Here is a 15779-nt window from a genome sequence, read left to right as displayed (position 1 = left end):
GGATCCCGAAGAAAATGCAGAACGGGTGTTCGGCACAGACCATTCGACAGGGCTTCTCGTTAGGGAACTACGCGCACCGGCATGTGCTGCCTGAAGGCTACCGCGACGATCCATGCCAGCAGACCTTCGAACTCAATCTTCCAGCCTTCTGCGACGCCGCCAAAGTCCGCTTCAACACCCTTGAGTATTGAGTTACGAGTGTTGGCTCCCTGAAACGAACCCGATGGACCTAACGTTTTGACACCCCGAGATCTGGTCATACGCCCCGCTCAAGCGGCGGATGCCACCGCCCTGGCAGCCTGCATCGACGCGGCATATGCCCAATATTCTGATCGCATCTCCGATTTGCCCCCGGTTTCCGAGGGGTGTGCGGAAGACATTGCCGTCAATCAGGTCTGGGTTGCCGTGCACGGCGATGATGTTGTTGCTGGTCTCGTTCTTGTCGCCGGTGATGGATTTTTGAAACTGGCGAACCTCGCGGTCCGTCCCGACCACGCCGGTAAGGGTTTGGGGCGACGACTGATCGAGCTTTCAGTAAGCGAGGCCAAGCGGCAGGGATATGGCGAAATGCGTCTAAACACACACGTCGATATGCCTGACAATGTCCGATTATATCAGCACCTGGGGTGGGTTGAGGTGTCCCGAAGCAACAACACCGTCTCCATGAAAAAGTCTCTACCGGATAACTGACCCCTGGAACCGGCATGCTGATGGCTACGGCGGCAACGCCGACGTTGAAAGCCCGTAACCCGCCATGTTCGCTTTCAGGAGGCTAACGACACCCGGCGAATGTCAGTTCTCTGCCTGCGCATGATTCTCATTCAGTTCCGAAGCACCGCGACTGACAGGGAACCCCGTTGACCGCTTAACCAGCTGACATGAAAGCGAAATTGAGCCGCGCGAGGGAAACACGTCAAACCGCCTGTCAATCAGGTCGATGCCTCACCCCAGAAAAGCGTGTGTCCTGACAAGACCGGGCGCTATCGGCGTGGCGTGTCTTCAATTGGGGCAACAATTTACAGTTTCAATCGGGCGTTGGTCCGGTCATTATGGTGTCTGCGACGCCGCGTCATGGGGCGTCCGACAGGGGGACATTCATGAGCACAACGGCAACGACAGGGCAGACGTTGGATCCGCCACCAGATTCCTGGGTCGCGCCCGGCACCAGCGACAGCTTTGCCACAGCGGGACTGATTACCCTGCTGTTTCTATTGTTTCTGGTGATCTACCTCTACGCCGTTTTCGACCGTTACGCGGAACACAGGGGATCTACGACCCCGCTGCGCACAACGATCCCGACCATGCTGGTGGTCGGCCTCGCCTATGACCTGGTGCCGCCCTTGCGGGACGTCAGCCTTCTGTTGCCGATGACACTGATCATTGCCGCCTTCGCTTATGACGTTGTTCTATGGCTGAAGCCGGAAGCGGATGAGGACGAACTCGCGCCGGTGGTGGAAACAGCTGCCGTCGATGACACACCACCTGCCAATGAGACAACTGCCCCGGACGAACAACCGGTCGCGGATCTTCAGGCGGTCGACGAGACAAAAGGAGCCAACGCATGATCGAGCTCCTTATTACCTGCTTTCCGCTGTTGCTGCGTATTGCCTATTTACGCTGGCGGGGCCGCGCCGTGACGCTCTACAACGTCCACCGTGCGCTGTTCGTCTGGATCGTGCTGTTCGTCGCGCTGATCTTCACGGTAGAATATTATCATCCCGACACAACCAACGCGCTGATCCCTTTTCGCGTCGTTCCGGTTGTCACCGAACGCGGCGGCACGGTCACCGAGGTGTCCGTCAAGGCCGGTGAGAACGTCAAGGTCGGCGATCTCCTCTTCACGGTGGACGACAGCAGTGAAAAGGCGGCAGTCGCCACCGCTCAGGCCACGGTGGGCGAAGTCAACAGCCAGATTGATGTCATCAAGGCGCAGATCAAGGAAGCAGGCGCTGATCTCGCCCGGACCAAAGCGGCTCTCGACAAGGCGAACCTGACCATGTCGGAACAGCAGGACCTGAAGGACAGGAAGTCGCCCGCTTACACGTTGAACAGGTATGAGAACGCAAAGGCCGCACAGGAACAGGCCGCCGCCAATGTGAATGCCGCCGACTCCAAGCTGGAGGCGCTGCAGGTACAACTCAGCCAGGTGTTGCCTGCACAGTTAAAGTCTGCAGAAGCCGCACTTGATCAAGCCAAGGTCACTCTCAGTGAGACCAAGGTCTATTCGTCTGTCTCCGGGCGGATCGAGCAGCTGACCTTGAACGTCGGCGCCCGCGCCGCGCAGTTCTCCGTCAACCCGGCGATGGTGATCGTTCCGGATCGCAACAAGAGCGATCCGATCGAGATTGTCGCCGGCTTCAGCCAGACCAACAGCGCGGTTCTGCATGTCGGCATGCCGGCGGAGGTTGCCTGCGAAAGCAACATCAACAACGGCATGAAGGACACGGTTCTGGCGGCGCGTATCGTCCGCATCCAGGACGCTATCGCGACCGGTCAGCTCGGTCCGACCGGCACCCTGATGCAGCCATCGGACCGGCGCGGCCCAGGCGATCTGGTCGTGCATGTCCGGCTTGAATACCCGGAACAGAATGCTCTGCTTGTCGATGGTACCAGATGCCTTGTCCAGGCCTATACGACCCGGATTTCCGGCTCGCTCCAGGGCACCTTCATGGGCGGCGTCATCCAGGCCTGGGCGCTGGAAAAGGCGCTGATCATGCGGATGAAAGTGTGGATGATGCTCTTCGCCGGAACGGGCCTGGTCGGCGGCGACTGAGTTTGGGGCGAAAGGCACGATCTGTGACGCGGTGATCGAACAGCTCTGATCGGCAGGCATTTCGATGCCTGTCGGCTGACAGAGACGTTCCGCCAATGGCAGCAAAGTTCATGCTGCTGATGATGGGAAACCTCAGCCGCGGAACCGCTTGGAGGACCGTCCCGCAAGCCGGTGAGCGAGTGTTTGGGAGGCGCATTGCGGAGCGTTCTGTTGTCTGACGGCCGGGGCAGATTAATTCAGGGCCTTGAAAGCGTCAGCGTGCTTGCCTGCGCAGGGAATGAAATACCCATTTACACCCCCAGCCATTTTAGACCGGCAAAGGCAACCACGCCCAACGCCATGGTCGCGATCACGTGGTTTGTCATGATTGCGATGCCAAGTGCCACACCGGCGGCAATCCAGGTTGGCAGTGGTTGTCCGGTCAGTGACGAGGCGACCAGACTGACGACGATCAATCCCGGCAGATCATCCAGGATCCAGGCCTGACGGGACGCCCGGATGCGCTCGCCTGCACTCAACCCCGCGACCCGGACCAGGAAAGCCGCCAGGGCCAACAGACTGGTTACGGCCCAAAGTGCTCCGCTCATCTGGTCGCCTCCTTCGCGCGGCGCACCAGGTAGATGGCCACCAACCCGCAAATCGCGCCCGCAACGATCCCGTAAGCCTTGGGTGCGCCAAGCGAGACAACCGCAATCGTTGCCCCTGCCGCCACAGACCAGGCAAGCGCCTGAGACCGTCCCCGCCAGAGCCCCCGCGCCATGGCGATGAAGGCCGCGGTGAAAGCAAAGCCCAGACCAAAGCGTTCGAGGTTCGGCAGGACAGCTCCGATCACCGCCCCGAGTGCCGTCGAAGTGGTCCAGACCGAGATCATCACCATTCCGGACCCCAGAAGGAATTTGGCTCCGACATCGGGCGACTTTGCGCGCTCGGCCATCGTCAGAGCCCAGTTCTCGTCCCCGGTCACGTGGATAGCAACCAGCTTCTTCCAAAGCGAAAGTCCGTTGAGCACTTCCGAGAGGGACGCGACGATGCCGACATAGCGGAGGTTCAAGGCAGCCCCGGCGAAGACCGCGCCCAGGACGGCACCCGTCGACGCAAACTGTTCCACGGCAACGATCTGCGAAGATCCGGCGTGGACGGAGGCGCTCATCAAGCCAACGCCCCACCACGGGAAACCAACCTGCGCAGCCAGAAGGCCAAACGCGAAACCGTAGACGGCAGCTCCAAGCGCCAGGGGCAATATGGCGAGGGCCCCAACTTTCATACCATGTGTCATGCCTCGCACCTTAGACGAGACCAATTGATGCACACGACACACGATATGGCTGATCAATGATACAAAAAGATCAGAAGACTGCGTGAACTAAAGGAAAGACATCATGGATGCCTCAGACAGAAAACTTCTCGATCAGCTCCAGAAAAACGCCAAAACCTCGATCCAGTCCCTTGCCGAGACGACCGGCCTCTCAACGGCCTCGGTCCAGCGCCGGGTGCGAGCGCTGAGGGAGACAGGAGCTATCCAGCGGGAGGTCGCGATACTCGATCCCGGGCAGGTCGGCCTCGGCATCACGGCCATCGTAGCTGTTGAACTGGAGCGCGACCGGCTCGACCAGATCGACGCCTTCAAGCGCAAAGCGCGTGAAGATCGCCAGGTCACCCACTTCTACTGTATTGCCGGAGAGGCCGATTTCATCCTCATCGTGATGGCCCGGGATATCGCCGACTACGAGGCCTTCACCCACCGTTTCTTCTTTGCCGACAAGAACGTCCGCAAGTTCCGGACATCTATCGTTGTCTCAACCGTGAAGGCGACGTCGGAAGTGCCGGTCTGAGGCCCTCGAGCGGGGCTGCCCGGCTGCAGCTACCGGGCATCAAGCGCGAAAGAACGTGCTTCTCCGCGCCATCTCGTTTTACGCAGAAATTGTTCCCAGTTGAGTGAATTTGTGTCTATGCGACGGCTCCATTCAAGATCACGTTCCTTGCTGAAGTAGCCATAGTCCACGGCATATTCCACCATCCCAAGCAACTCTTGCACATGCAGTTCATTGGCTGCGAATTCGGGAAAATATTGCAACAGACCGCCGCGCGTATAGGCATTGCGATATTCGGCCTTCAGCCCCGTAACACGCCGGAACGTCTGGATCATCTCTCGCGGGGAAATAACGTCGCCGACGATCGGCAATGTTCTGTGATTGTACGTTCCAGGATTTGAGAAAATTTCGAGGACGGCAGGACCGGTAGCGGTCAAGGGATCGACGAAAGGCGCTCGAAAGTCTTCGGGCAAATAGATTGGCAATACCAGCGTGCCGCCTTCCATGCGCGGCGTATAGTATTCAAGCAGGTTGGTGTAGAAAAAACTCAGAATAATGAAGGTGTGAGATATTGGCAGGCTGCGGATGTGATCCGCCACCCGCGCCTTGTCGGTAAAATGCGGGACGTATTTCCGCCCGCTCGAGCGCTTGTCGGCATTCTCAAGCGTGCTGAACACGACGTGTCCCACCCCGGCCTCGACCGCGGCATCGGCCAACTCAATGCCGAGTTGCGTCTCGTGCGTTTGTGGCGGAGCAATGGGAGGTGTCATGAGAAAAGCGCCGTCAGCGCCTTCAAATGCGGAAACGAACTGCCTTTTTTGACCTGGTTCGAGCGGAACCGTGACAATTTCGGCGCCCGACTTTGCCAGCGCCAAGGCCTCCGGCGTGTCGCTGCGGCGGGTTAAGGCGCGCACGCGGAAACGGTTGGAATTCAGCAGGCTGCTTGCCGCGCTACGGCCTTGTTTGCTGGTTGCGCCGGCAATCACAATTAGCGGTCTGTTTTCTGAAGTCATCTGGATTTTTTCCTGATTGTTGCCGGATATCGCAGCTGGTGCCACGCAAAAGGCCATGGGCTCACCGGCTCCTTGAAGGTCTCACGCGTTGAAAAATAATCAGGCCGAATTAATTGCGCCATAGCGGCTAAATGCATAATACTATTCCGTAATATGGATAGATCGAACATCAGCATCGATCGGATGCAAACATTCGTCCGACTTGCGGAACGGGGCAGTTTCTCCGCCGTTGCCCGCGAGGTTGGTGTGGGGCAGTCGACAGTCACTCGCCAGATCAAAGAGCTTGAAGAGGCCGTGGGAGTGCCGTTGCTGACGCGCACGACACGCCGTGTTGCATTGACGGATGAAGGGCAAGGTTTCTATGCGGCCTGCCTCAATGTTCTACGCCTGGTGGAGCAGGCGACCGATGAAGCTCGAAACGACCGGAGTGCTGCGGCAGGCAACATTCGAATTTCCTGTACGTCCGCCCTGGGAGTTTTGCATGTCAGCAGGCTGCTCTTTGCTTTTCAGGATCAATACTCTTCGATCGGGATCGACCTGAGCCTGACGGACGAGCGTATCAATCTGGTCAAGGAAGGGATTGATATAGCGATCCGTCTTGGGCCCCTGAGCGACAGTTCAATGAAGCTTCATGCACTGGGCATGTCCAAGCGTCTTCTGGTCGCCGCGCCTTCCTATCTGGCAACAGTCGCGCGACCTTTGAACATTCAAGATATCTCCGGATATCAAGCCATTCGCATGACAAACGTTGCCGGCAGCGAAACCCTGGAGCTGACCGGTCAAAATGGGGACCGCAGCAGGGTGGACCTCACGGGCTCGTTTCGCGTCGACAACGGGCTGGCCGCGCGCGAGGCTCTGGCCGCAGGCCGGGGCATTGCCCCCGCACATCAATGGCTGGTCGATGACCTGCTGAAAACAGGAGAACTGGAAATCCTCTTCCCGGAGTACGGATTGCAGCCGGTCCCCGTCAGTATGCTCATCGTTCCCGAACGACGCGGCATCTCCCGCGTTAGATTGCTTGCCGACTACCTGGCGGAACAAATACCAAATCTGCCAGGAATAGATTAGACCGTGGACAGCCGGTTTGCGGACACCAAGTTCATCTAAGCGGACAAGCATCCCTGCCGAATGTCTCCGACCGCTACGAGCTGACTGAGCTGGTCCAGGTTCGTGCGACGAGGGCCTGATTAGAAGTATTTGGTCAATCGAACCCACCAGGCCGCCAAGAACCGCGCCTTCAAAATCTGTGGCCGTGCCGCGCGCCGACTGGAATTGTCGGAATTGTTCTTCGTCATCTGGTCCAGCGCATTTCTTGCATTCATGCCCTGCATCAGATCGCCGCCAATTGTTGCCGGACCTCCGGTAAAGACGTGGTAGATCGTCCAGGAGCCGTCGACTTCGATCCGCTTCCCATACTCACTGTGCATGGAGTCCAAACTTGGTCTTCCGCCCTCGTCATCCCAAGTTGCGAGTGCCCGCACCGCGAAATCAAAGGGATCCGGCAACCGGTTTCGCATCACTTTCGGATGTGCGGCGGGAGGGGCACCATCAGGCACCGGCCAGCAACTGCCGAACGGAGCAACGTTGGCAACGGGAAGCTCACCAACCATCATGGGATTCGCCACCGACGAGCCAGCCATGCATGGTCCAAAGACTGGTGGCGGATCGGGGGAACGCTCCAGAAGACGTTCGGATTTCTTCACAATGTCCGTGCCTTTAACACTCTCTCCAATGAAGGAACATGCATGTCGGGTTAGACAGAGGCACGAAGTGGTTTTTGGTTTTGAGCGGAAGTTGCCCGGGGGTGAGGTCGACCTTCGCGACAGCAGCCAACTGGCGCTCGCCAGACAGAAAAATGACTGCTGATTAGAGGCTCTTCACCAGAGTGAGTGAGCGCCTCAATTGCGGTTTAACGGTGTCTCCGGATTGCGTCATTTGAATAAAAGAAAAAATACGCAAAACAATCCGATATCGTGTAGGCATTTCTCCCTAGTACATAGGGCAGACCTGCTCGATTTAATTCAAACCGAAGAAGAATACTCTCCTCGACATTCATTCTCTTGAGCGTTTTCGACTTTCACCAAGCGACCACAATTCATCGGTTTTTTGGGGCGCAGTCACTTTTCATTTCTCGCTAAGGGCGAAAAAACGCCCGGACAGATCGGTTCAACGGCGGACAGGACTCACGCGCCCCACTACCCCGGCGTCCAACTCCGGAAGGTCAGGCTCTTTTTTCCCGTCGTAAGCTTGCACGCCCTTCAGGAATTTGAAGAGATCGCTGTCCGTCGACAAGACGAGGGTCGTTCCGGAAGAAATCATGTCCTTGTAGGCCTGCATGGTTCTCGAGAACTCGTAGAACTCCGCAGCAAGAGGCGTGATGTTGTACGCCTGGGCGTATATGTCGGCGGCGGTGGCGTCGGCCACACCGCGGATTTCTTCCACCGCCCGGTAGGCTTCGGATTGAATCTTGTTCAGATCGCGCACCCGGTTGCCGCGGATACGTGCTGCCTCGCCGTTGCCTTCGGACAGAAAACGTTCGGCGATCTGACGCCGCTCGGAGACCATCCGGTCATAAATCTTCGGACGGACGCTTTCATTGTAATTGATGCGCTTGAACCGGATGTCGAGGAGTGCAATCCCGAAGACACGAACCTTTTCAGCCGCGGCTCCGAAAATTTCCTGCTCTACAAGTGCACGGCCTTTCTGGATCGGAACCAGTGAACCGATATCCTGGGCGCGTTCTTCGTCGGTCAGGAGAGAATCCCGCAAGGGGATGCGCCCCCTTGTCGTGCGGATAATTTCGATCAACTCGTGCTTGGCAACCGCGTTGCGTGTCTCGCTGCCAAGGATGTCATCGAGCCGCGATTGCGCACTGCGTTCGTCACGCAGACGAAGAAAATATTGCAAGGGATCGATAATCTTCCAACGGGCAAAGAGGTCGACCGAAATGTAAAGCTTGTCTTTTGTCGGCATATCGGAGGGATTGCCGTCCCACTCCAGAACCCGTCGGTCGATCCGGTTGACGTCCTGTATGAAGGGCAGTTTCAATTTCAGGCCCGACGTCGTCACCGGTTCGCCAACGGGCTTGCCGAACTGGGTGATGATCGCCTGTTCAACTTCGCTGACCGTGTAGACGGCGGTGGAAGCGGTCACAACCGCAACGGCGACAATGCCCGCAAGAAGTCCCCATACGATCTTCATGGCTGGCTTTCCCTTTGGCGGTCGAGATTGAGAAGCGGCAAGATGCTGCTGGTTGACCCGTCAACGATGATCTTCGACCCGATAGTAGGCATCACGTCCTGAAGGGTTTCGATATAGATTCGCCGCCGGGTGACATCCGGTGCTTTCAGATATTCCGTCAGCAGCGCGGTAAAGCGCGCGGCATCGCCCTCAGCCTCGTTGATCCGTTTCAGCCGATAGCCGTCGGCTTCGCGGATACGCTGGTCCTTTTCGCCTTCCGCCAGCGGGATGACCTTGTTGTATTCCCGGCGGGCTTCGTTGATCAGACGCTCCTTTTCCTGCTGGGCCTGATTGACTTCATTGAACGACGATTGAACGGGCTCGGGCGGGTTGATGTTCTTGAGCTGCACCTGGTCGATGCTGATGCCCATGGCGTATTTGGTCGCCAGTGTCTGCATCTTCAGCAGCGCTTCGCTTTCGATTTCCTGTCTGCCGATCGTGATGACTTCGTCGACTGTGCGGTCGCCAACCACTTCGCGCATGACGGATTCAGAGACGTATCGAAGCGTTGCGGCCGGTTCGCGCACCTCAAACAGAAACTTGACCGGATCGGAGATCCGGTACTGAACCACCCACTCGACAAGGGCCGCATTCAGATCGCCCGTGACCATTTCGGTCTCGCGCCGTCCGTCTGCGGGACTCTGATAGGGATCAGAGCCACCTGGTGTTGTGAAGCCGAACTCCTGCTTCAGCTGTCGCTTGACCGGGACGATCGTCGCCGTGTCGATGCCCATGGGAAACTTGAAATGCAATCCCGGTGGTACTTCAGCGACGAACTTGCCAAATCGCTGGATCACGGCAACGGAGTCACTCGGCACGGTGTAATAGGACGACCACAAGCCGAGTGCGACGATGGCAAGCCCGCCGGCGACAAGAATTCCGCGAACGGACGGTGTACCGCCCGGAAACATTCCACCGAAATGCTGCCGCCCCTGACGTAGAAAGGCGTCCACGTCCAAAGACTGGCTCTTAGGGTCAGTCCCCCATGGGCCCGAGTTCTGCGGACCGTCTTTTTCGGAAGACATGACTTTTCCTCTCCGGAAACTAAAACTTGGGTGGATTGCTTTCGCGGCTTGTGTTCGAGAGCGTTTTCGCATCCGGATCGATTGGCGCGTTTTCAAAAAGATCCGTTTTCTGCTGCACATTGTCAGCAGAAACGAACTGCGGAGCGATGTTTCGTCTCGTCTCGGCTCCATGCGCCGGCATGCCTGGGCTTGCTGTCTGGATGGAGAACGTACTCTCCCGGCGATTTCGCCTTTGTCGGCAGAAGAAACCTTCGCATATGACGTCTTGCTTCACGTAATACGCGACGGTATCGGCAGCTTCCAAGTCGAACTCTAGGACTGTCTTTTCAGGCATGACTGACACCCCGCTCCTGTCTCCAGACAGGACTTCACTCAAGACAGGTCAGGCTCAAGTGCCGTGAGGCAGGCCTGGGCCAAATCCCGGTCCGCGCTGTCGGATCCTGGCATCGTCGCCCAGCCGGTTTCCATGAGTACGGTCCTGCGCTGGTAAGCTGAAGTTTCGCGAATTTCCGCCAGCTTTGCCGTGCGCTCATCATCGGAACGAGACTGGCCGACGCACACCGGCACCAGCGCTGCAATCACTTTGTCATGTGACGACGTGCTTGCCATCTTTGCCGCGGTTCCGCCGGTGACCCAGCCTCCCCACGAAAATCCCGCTATGCTGACGGCAATTGCGCCGATCACGACACCATACGCGGCAGGTTTCACCCATTCAGGAATATTCATTTCAAGTCCTCCGGCGGAAAGGGCGCCGCCTCGCTCTGCTGCTTGTCATCGTTGGCGGCCCGGTCTCGGCTGAGTTCCTCTTCCAGATCGTTTCCGGAGATCTCCCGCATCTCGGTCCTGCCGTTGCCGGCGACGATCAGATACGTTGCCGTCTTCCGGTAGGCGAGGAAGCTCAATCCCTGAAGAAGTTCTTCTTCGACAAGAATTTCATAGTCTCCGGCAGGTAGGACTTCCGATTGCCCTCTCAGAGAGAAAGGATGGAAGAACTTCACCGTCGATCTGGTCGACCGAGTGCTCATCGTAAAGTCCGCCATTTGTCTTGGGTATGCTCAAGTCAGGCTCCCTGGATGGCCTTGCTCGGCCAATTCTTGGGGCGCGACTATTTCAGATATCTTAGAGAGACTCGGACCGTCCTGTACTGATCAAGGTTAGTTTTCATCGGAAATCTTTGTTCAAACCTCGAAGTTTTTCAGAGTGTTTTCACCAAATGTCCGTGTCAGCGGAATATCGGATGCATCCCGCCCGCACCCGACCAGAAAACGAGCGATACGGCGTTCGTTGTTGCGCGGATAGAAGATCCACCATAGATCCCTACGCAATACCGGCTCCCCAAGAGAGACACTCGGTGTGGCCTACTTCAGCAATGGCCCGGTCTGGTCGAGATATTCGGGATCGAACAGTGCAAATTCGACCAGGCGGTCACGATCATCGAATGTCACCTTGCCATTTCGAAACGTCACAAGCCCGTTCTCGCGCAACTGCCGCAAGATACGGTTGACGTGCACGGCGCTCAGTCCCAGTGCGTCGGCGAGGTGATACTGTGTCAGCGGACAGTCGTAGCCCGTTTGGCTGCTCATGCCGACCAGCGCCAACCTGGAGCCAAGTTCGAGCAGAAAATGGGCCATACGGACGTCCGCATCACGGCGTCCCAGGTTTACGAGATGTTCGACGACCATCGCCTCGTCCCGCGATATCGCCCAGAGAATAGCGGTCGCCAGGCGGGTGCTCTGCGCGAAGGCCGCAAGCAGGTCATCTGAGGGAACTTCAACTGCCTGAATATCGGTGACCGGTTCGAAGCTATGATCCGAGGTGCGCAACAGAACGCTTCGCAATCCCAGGAAATCTCCCGGGATCTGAAAATCGATGATCTGCCGTGTCCCGTCCGGCTGAAGTTTGTAGGAACAGACCCAACCTTCGGAAAGGATATAGGCAGCTTGTTCCGACTGCCCCTGTTGTACGAGATCACGTCCTGCCACGAATGAGCGACGACGCTGATGCAGATGGTGCAACACTTCGAGTTCGTTCGGGGACAAGGCCACGAAGCTGGAAAGCTTGCGGGCAAGCGGACTTTTCTCGATAGAGTTCAAATCCTTTTCTCCCAGGCAACGAACCATTTCCAAAATGACTGGGCCAAGACTGCTTTCAATCAGTGCAGCATACTGATTTTCTGTCACCATGGTGAAGTTTATCGGACTGGCACCCAATACCAACCACAGCCGATGATCGCTCATCAGCTCGCTTGTCAGGTCATTCGGCCAGGATCGGTGCGCCGGTCGAGGCGCATCATCAACCATTAAGCACAACAACGTCCGCGGATCCCGACGGCTGAGCCTTTCGTTGCGCCTCGCAGCCGAAGTTGGGATATGCCTGGGCTTCTAGCCCGTGAAAGGGGTCATCAAGATGCCTGACCAAAGAGACTATTCAGGAATGGCGGCGCTCTCGATCTGTGAAGCCCTTTTGCTGGCAATGAACGATCACAAAATTCTTCCCGAACAAGAGATCCTGGGCGTCTTGCGCGATGCCGCTTCAACGCATGAAAACGCGACCGGTCCGCAAGACGACGTGGAAACTCACCGGGCCGTGTCAGACCTGATCAAACGGATCATCGCCGGAGGGAACTCGGTCAGGCGGCCACAATCCAACTCGTGATTGCGCGCAATCGGTATTGGTTCATGTCCTTCAAGGAGAACGCGATCCACATCGCAGCATGCGAAGGATTTCTCGGAAATCAGCTCTCCCCTTGTCGCATCAAACACAATACGAGCCCGTCTTCTCTCCAACGCCTCTGCGTGTCAAACTCGCGCAACGGCGCAGAAACTGCAGGTGCGAAAAGGTTGTGTGATGTTCGAAGAGCAATTCCTTCGCCGGGCGATTGAGCTCTCGGCAACGGCCCTGGAGACCCCGGAAACCGAGCCGTTCGCCGCGGTTGTCGTCCGGAACGGACAGATCGTTGGGCAAGGCATCAACCGGTCTCTGGAAAAGCGTGACCCAACATCGCATGGAGAGACGGAAGCGATCCGCGACGCCTGCCGGCACCTCGACACGGTCGATCTGCACGAGTGCGATCTGTATTCGAGCTGCGAACCGTGTGCGCTTTGTGTCGCCGCAATGCAGATCTCCGGAATTAGGCGATTGTACTATGCGGCGGGTCTTGCCGAGAGCAATGCGGCCCTCCAGCATTTGCCCTTGTCGGCACGTTTCACGGTAGACGTGGACACGCTCCGTGAACAGTGCGGAAAGACGGTCGAGGAACGGGCGATGCCGGCACGTCAGGCTCTTTCCGAGGACGCAATGAAGGTGCTGTTCGCCTGGGCCAAACAACATGCTTGACCACATGGCCGCTGCGGCCCTTGCCCCCGTTGCAGAACCGGGGCCGCCCCGCCGGAAAGCGGGACGGCGGAACTCTTACATCATTCCTTGATGCCGGCCGCTTCGATCAGCGGCGCCCAGACGCCGATGAGTTCGCCGACAAGGGCCTCGTAGTCTTCCGACGACATGGCCACGTGGGTGATGCCGAGATCGGTGAGTTTTGCCTGGACTTCCGGTTTGGCGAATACCGCAAGGACCGTTTCATGGATCTTGTCCCGGAGCGCAGGGTCGAGACCTGCAGGTGCGGACAGGCCGACCCAGTTCTCGATCACGATGTCATATCCCTGTTCCCGGAATGTCGGCACATCCGGAAGCTGCGGATTGCGCTCCGGCGACGCGATTGCGAGCGCGACGGCTTCGCCGTCTTCGATCATGTCACTGTTCTGAACAACCATATCGTAGAAAGAATCCAGGGCGCCGGCCCGGAAATCCTGGATCGCGGGCGCGCTGCCCTGATAGGGCACGTGGATGGATTCGACCGACAACGCCGCGTCCACGGCTTCGCCGAGGATGTGGGAGATCGAGCCTACGCCGCTCGACCCGTAGGTCATTGGTGTCTCCTTCACCTGGGCGACATACGCTTCAAGCGTCGTGATGCCCGACGATGGCTGCACGAAGAGCCCGGGCGCGGATGCGCCGATGTAGGCGACATGCGTGAAGTCTTCGATAGGATCGTAAGGCAGAGACTTGAAGCGCGTCGGCGAAATGGTGAATGGCGCGTTGTTCGACAAGATCAGCGTCGTGCCGTCAGCAGGCTGCTGGGCAACATAGTCCGCCGCCACGGTTCCGGCAGCGCCGGGGCGATTGTCGACGACCGCCTTTTGCCCGAAACCGGTATCGAGTTGCTGGGCAAGAAGACGAGCGACAAGGTCACTTGTTCCGCCAGGGGGAAAGGTCACGACGATGCGGACAGGTTCATCGCTCCAGGCGCCGGGCTCCGCCAGCACCGCCGTGGATGTCATGGCGGCGGCGACTGCCATCACCGCACCGGTAAATTGGGCCTTATAGTTCATTTGGCTGTTCCTTTCTGCTTGATCCGAGACGGGCCGCCAATGCGCGGCGGTGCGTTCGTGCCGTGGAGTAGAGTGCGAAAACGATAATCAGCGCAGTGATTGCCAGAAGCGTCGCGCTGATGGGACGCGTCACGAAAACCATGGGATCTCCGCGCGAGAGCAGCATCGTGCGGCGCAGGTGCTCTTCCATCATGGGGCCCAGAACGAACCCCAGAAGAAGCGGCGCCGGCTCGAACCGGAAGAGGCGCATCACGTATCCGACGACACCGATGACGAGTGTCAGCCAAATGTCGAAAACGTTGTTGTTGAGACTGTAGACCCCCATGCAGATCAGAACGATGATGGTGGGGTACATGTATTTGTACGGGATATTCAGAAGCCTCACCCATATGCCGATGAGCGGCACATTCAGGATGAGCAGCATGATGTTGCCGACCAGGAAACTCGCAACCAGCCCCCAGAACATGTCGGGCTGCTCCGTCAAGAGGCGCGGGCCCGGCGTGATGCCGTAGATCATGAGTGCTCCAATGACGATTGCCATCGGCGGGCTGCCCGGCACACCCAGCGTCAACGTCGGGATGAATGCAGTCTGGGTTGCCGAATTGTTAGCGGCCTCGGGAACGGCGACACCCGGCACAACGCCGGTTCCAAAGTCCTTGCGCTGCGGCGAGACCCGTTTTTCCACGGCATAGGCGAGGGCCGCCGCGATGGTCTGCCCGGTGCCTGGCAGGGCGCCGATGAAGGATCCGATGGCCCCGCCCCTCAGGATGGGAGCGAACAGCGATTTCCATTCCTTCTTCGACGGGTAAAAATCGGAATAATCCACGGTCTGGGTTGCCGTACCGCTGCGCGTGGCACGGATCGAGGCGATCACCTCGCCAACACCGAACAGTCCCATTGCGACGATGACGATATGGATGCCGTCACGGAGCTCGGGAACACCCATGGTGAACCGTGTGACCCCGGTGGTGAGATCGATCCCGATGGTGCCCAGCATCAACCCCGTGATGACCATCGCAATCCCCTTCAGGGCACCGCCGTTGCTGACAGCGGAGGCTGCAATCAGACCAAGCAGAATGACGGCGAAATAGTCTGCCGGAGCAAAGGACAAGGCGAGCTTTGCCAGGAACGGCGACAAGAGTGCGATGACGACCATGCCGATGATACCGCCGCCGAAGGAGGCCGTCGCCGTTGAGAACAGGGCAACACCCGCACGGCCCTTCTTGGCCAGCTGGTGCCCCTCGATTGCCGTGATGGAGGCCGCCGGCGTACCGGGAACGTTCAGCAGGATCGACGCCGTCGAACCGCCGTATTCGGCGCCGTAGAAGACACCGGCAATCATAACCAGCGCCGGCGTGGGATCGAGATAGAAGGTGATCGGCAGGATCATCGCAATCGCCGCCATGGAGCCGATCCCGGGCAATACGCCAATGAACGTACCGAGAAAGACCCCGATGAAGCAGTACATCAGGTTTTCGGGCTGCAGGACGACGAGCAGGCCTTGGCTGAAGTTTGCAAGAATATCCACG

Annotated in this window: 21 protein-coding genes; 8 read left to right on the top strand and 13 right to left on the bottom strand. The window is 58.1% G+C overall.

The genetic code is table 11. The annotated features are described in order from the left end of the window. Positions 1-14: 14 nt before the first annotated feature. From FMN63_RS29340 to FMN63_RS02455, 4 genes are all read left to right on the top strand, one after another. Entirely contained in the window at positions 15-191 is a 177-nt protein-coding gene (locus FMN63_RS29340; protein WP_153297088.1) for a hypothetical protein, read from the top strand. Positions 192-237: 46 nt separating this feature from the next. Then, positions 238-690 carry a GNAT family N-acetyltransferase gene (locus FMN63_RS02465; RefSeq protein WP_148582342.1) on the top strand — a complete coding sequence of 151 codons (453 nt, stop codon included), beginning with the start codon at positions 238-240 and terminating at the stop codon, positions 688-690. Positions 691-1097: 407 nt separating this feature from the next. Further along, positions 1098-1565, top strand: a complete 468-nt coding sequence (locus FMN63_RS02460; RefSeq protein WP_148582341.1) for a hypothetical protein — start codon at positions 1098-1100, stop codon at positions 1563-1565. Beyond that, positions 1562-2773: an HlyD family secretion protein gene (locus FMN63_RS02455; RefSeq protein ID WP_148582340.1), complete on the top strand. Its 1212-nt coding sequence runs from the start codon at positions 1562-1564 to the stop codon at positions 2771-2773. The genes FMN63_RS02460 and FMN63_RS02455 overlap by 4 nt, the downstream gene beginning before the upstream one ends. A 290-nt stretch (positions 2774-3063) precedes the next feature. On the opposite strand, the gene FMN63_RS02450 is transcribed toward FMN63_RS02455, so the two are convergent. After that, on the bottom strand, positions 3064-3360 hold the full coding sequence (locus FMN63_RS02450; protein ID WP_148582339.1) for an AzlD domain-containing protein: 297 nt from the start codon (positions 3358-3360) through the stop codon (positions 3064-3066). Further along, positions 3357-4049, bottom strand: coding sequence for an AzlC family ABC transporter permease (locus tag FMN63_RS02445; RefSeq protein WP_209000888.1), 693 nt, complete (start codon positions 4047-4049; stop codon positions 3357-3359). Before FMN63_RS02445 ends, FMN63_RS02450 begins: the two co-directional genes overlap by 4 nt. Positions 4050-4152: 103 nt before the next feature. On the opposite strand from FMN63_RS02445, the gene FMN63_RS02440 reads away from it, so the two are divergent. Continuing rightward, on the top strand, positions 4153-4605 hold the full coding sequence (locus tag FMN63_RS02440; RefSeq protein ID WP_148582338.1) for an Lrp/AsnC family transcriptional regulator: 453 nt from the start codon (positions 4153-4155) through the stop codon (positions 4603-4605). Positions 4606-4634: 29 nt separating this feature from the next. Here the strand turns inward: FMN63_RS02440 and FMN63_RS02435 are convergent, their stop codons facing one another. After that, positions 4635-5597 (bottom strand): NmrA/HSCARG family protein, encoded by a 963-nt coding sequence (locus tag FMN63_RS02435; protein ID WP_148582411.1) that lies wholly within the window; start codon positions 5595-5597, stop codon positions 4635-4637. 153 nt (positions 5598-5750) lie between these two features. Between FMN63_RS02435 and FMN63_RS02430 the strand changes: the two genes are divergently transcribed. Next, entirely contained in the window at positions 5751-6665 is a 915-nt protein-coding gene (locus FMN63_RS02430) for a LysR family transcriptional regulator (protein WP_148582337.1), read from the top strand. A gap of 119 nt (positions 6666-6784) precedes the next feature. Here the strand turns inward: FMN63_RS02430 and FMN63_RS02425 are convergent, their stop codons facing one another. The 8 genes from FMN63_RS02425 to FMN63_RS02390 all read right to left on the bottom strand — a co-directional run bounded on the left by FMN63_RS02425 (position 6785) and on the right by FMN63_RS02390 (position 11955). Beyond that, the gene (locus FMN63_RS02425) at positions 6785-7210 is read right to left on the bottom strand and encodes a hypothetical protein (RefSeq protein ID WP_209000887.1); all 426 of its coding nucleotides are present in this window, start codon (positions 7208-7210) and stop codon (positions 6785-6787) included. 553 nt (positions 7211-7763) lie between these two features. Further along, the gene (gene hflC / locus FMN63_RS02420) at positions 7764-8798 is read right to left on the bottom strand and encodes a protease modulator HflC (RefSeq protein WP_148582336.1); all 1035 of its coding nucleotides are present in this window, start codon (positions 8796-8798) and stop codon (positions 7764-7766) included. After that, entirely contained in the window at positions 8795-9862 is a 1068-nt protein-coding gene (gene hflK / locus FMN63_RS02415; protein ID WP_148582335.1) for an FtsH protease activity modulator HflK, read from the bottom strand. Before hflK ends, hflC begins: the two co-directional genes overlap by 4 nt. Positions 9863-9881: 19 nt before the next feature. Continuing rightward, positions 9882-10196: a hypothetical protein gene (locus tag FMN63_RS02410; protein ID WP_148582334.1), complete on the bottom strand. Its 315-nt coding sequence runs from the start codon at positions 10194-10196 to the stop codon at positions 9882-9884. A 38-nt stretch (positions 10197-10234) separates the two neighbouring features. Beyond that, positions 10235-10588 carry a hypothetical protein gene (locus FMN63_RS02405; protein ID WP_148582333.1) on the bottom strand — a complete coding sequence of 118 codons (354 nt, stop codon included), beginning with the start codon at positions 10586-10588 and terminating at the stop codon, positions 10235-10237. Continuing rightward, complete coding sequence (locus tag FMN63_RS02400) at positions 10585-10887, bottom strand: hypothetical protein (protein WP_209000886.1); 303 nt, start codon at positions 10885-10887, stop codon at positions 10585-10587. Before FMN63_RS02400 ends, FMN63_RS02405 begins: the two co-directional genes overlap by 4 nt. Positions 10888-11040: 153 nt before the next feature. Continuing rightward, positions 11041-11187 carry a hypothetical protein gene (locus FMN63_RS02395; protein ID WP_205513797.1) on the bottom strand — a complete coding sequence of 49 codons (147 nt, stop codon included), beginning with the start codon at positions 11185-11187 and terminating at the stop codon, positions 11041-11043. A 33-nt stretch (positions 11188-11220) separates the two neighbouring features. Then, positions 11221-11955: a Crp/Fnr family transcriptional regulator gene (locus FMN63_RS02390; RefSeq protein WP_286192519.1), complete on the bottom strand. Its 735-nt coding sequence runs from the start codon at positions 11953-11955 to the stop codon at positions 11221-11223. 313 nt (positions 11956-12268) lie between these two features. Here FMN63_RS02390 and FMN63_RS02385 point away from each other — a divergent pair, with 313 nt between their 5' ends. After that, the gene (locus FMN63_RS02385; protein WP_148582332.1) at positions 12269-12517 is read left to right on the top strand and encodes a hypothetical protein; all 249 of its coding nucleotides are present in this window, start codon (positions 12269-12271) and stop codon (positions 12515-12517) included. Positions 12518-12709: 192 nt separating this feature from the next. Continuing rightward, positions 12710-13198 carry a nucleoside deaminase gene (locus FMN63_RS02380; RefSeq protein ID WP_148582331.1) on the top strand — a complete coding sequence of 163 codons (489 nt, stop codon included), beginning with the start codon at positions 12710-12712 and terminating at the stop codon, positions 13196-13198. 80 nt (positions 13199-13278) lie between these two features. On the opposite strand, the gene FMN63_RS02375 is transcribed toward FMN63_RS02380, so the two are convergent. Both FMN63_RS02375 and FMN63_RS02370 read right to left on the bottom strand, forming a co-directional pair. Further along, positions 13279-14250 (bottom strand): Bug family tripartite tricarboxylate transporter substrate binding protein, encoded by a 972-nt coding sequence (locus FMN63_RS02375; protein ID WP_148582330.1) that lies wholly within the window; start codon positions 14248-14250, stop codon positions 13279-13281. Beyond that, the gene (locus FMN63_RS02370) at positions 14240-15778 is read right to left on the bottom strand and encodes a tripartite tricarboxylate transporter permease (protein ID WP_148582329.1); all 1539 of its coding nucleotides are present in this window, start codon (positions 15776-15778) and stop codon (positions 14240-14242) included. The genes FMN63_RS02375 and FMN63_RS02370 overlap by 11 nt, the downstream gene beginning before the upstream one ends. Position 15779: the final 1 nt, after the last annotated feature.

Origin of the sequence: Stappia sp. BW2 (assembly GCF_008107695.1) — a bacterium.
In the GTDB taxonomy this organism is placed as follows: domain Bacteria; phylum Pseudomonadota; class Alphaproteobacteria; order Rhizobiales; family Stappiaceae; genus Roseibium.
Note: the sequence above shows the minus strand (reverse complement) of the source record. Positions and strands in the feature narration are given on the sequence as shown.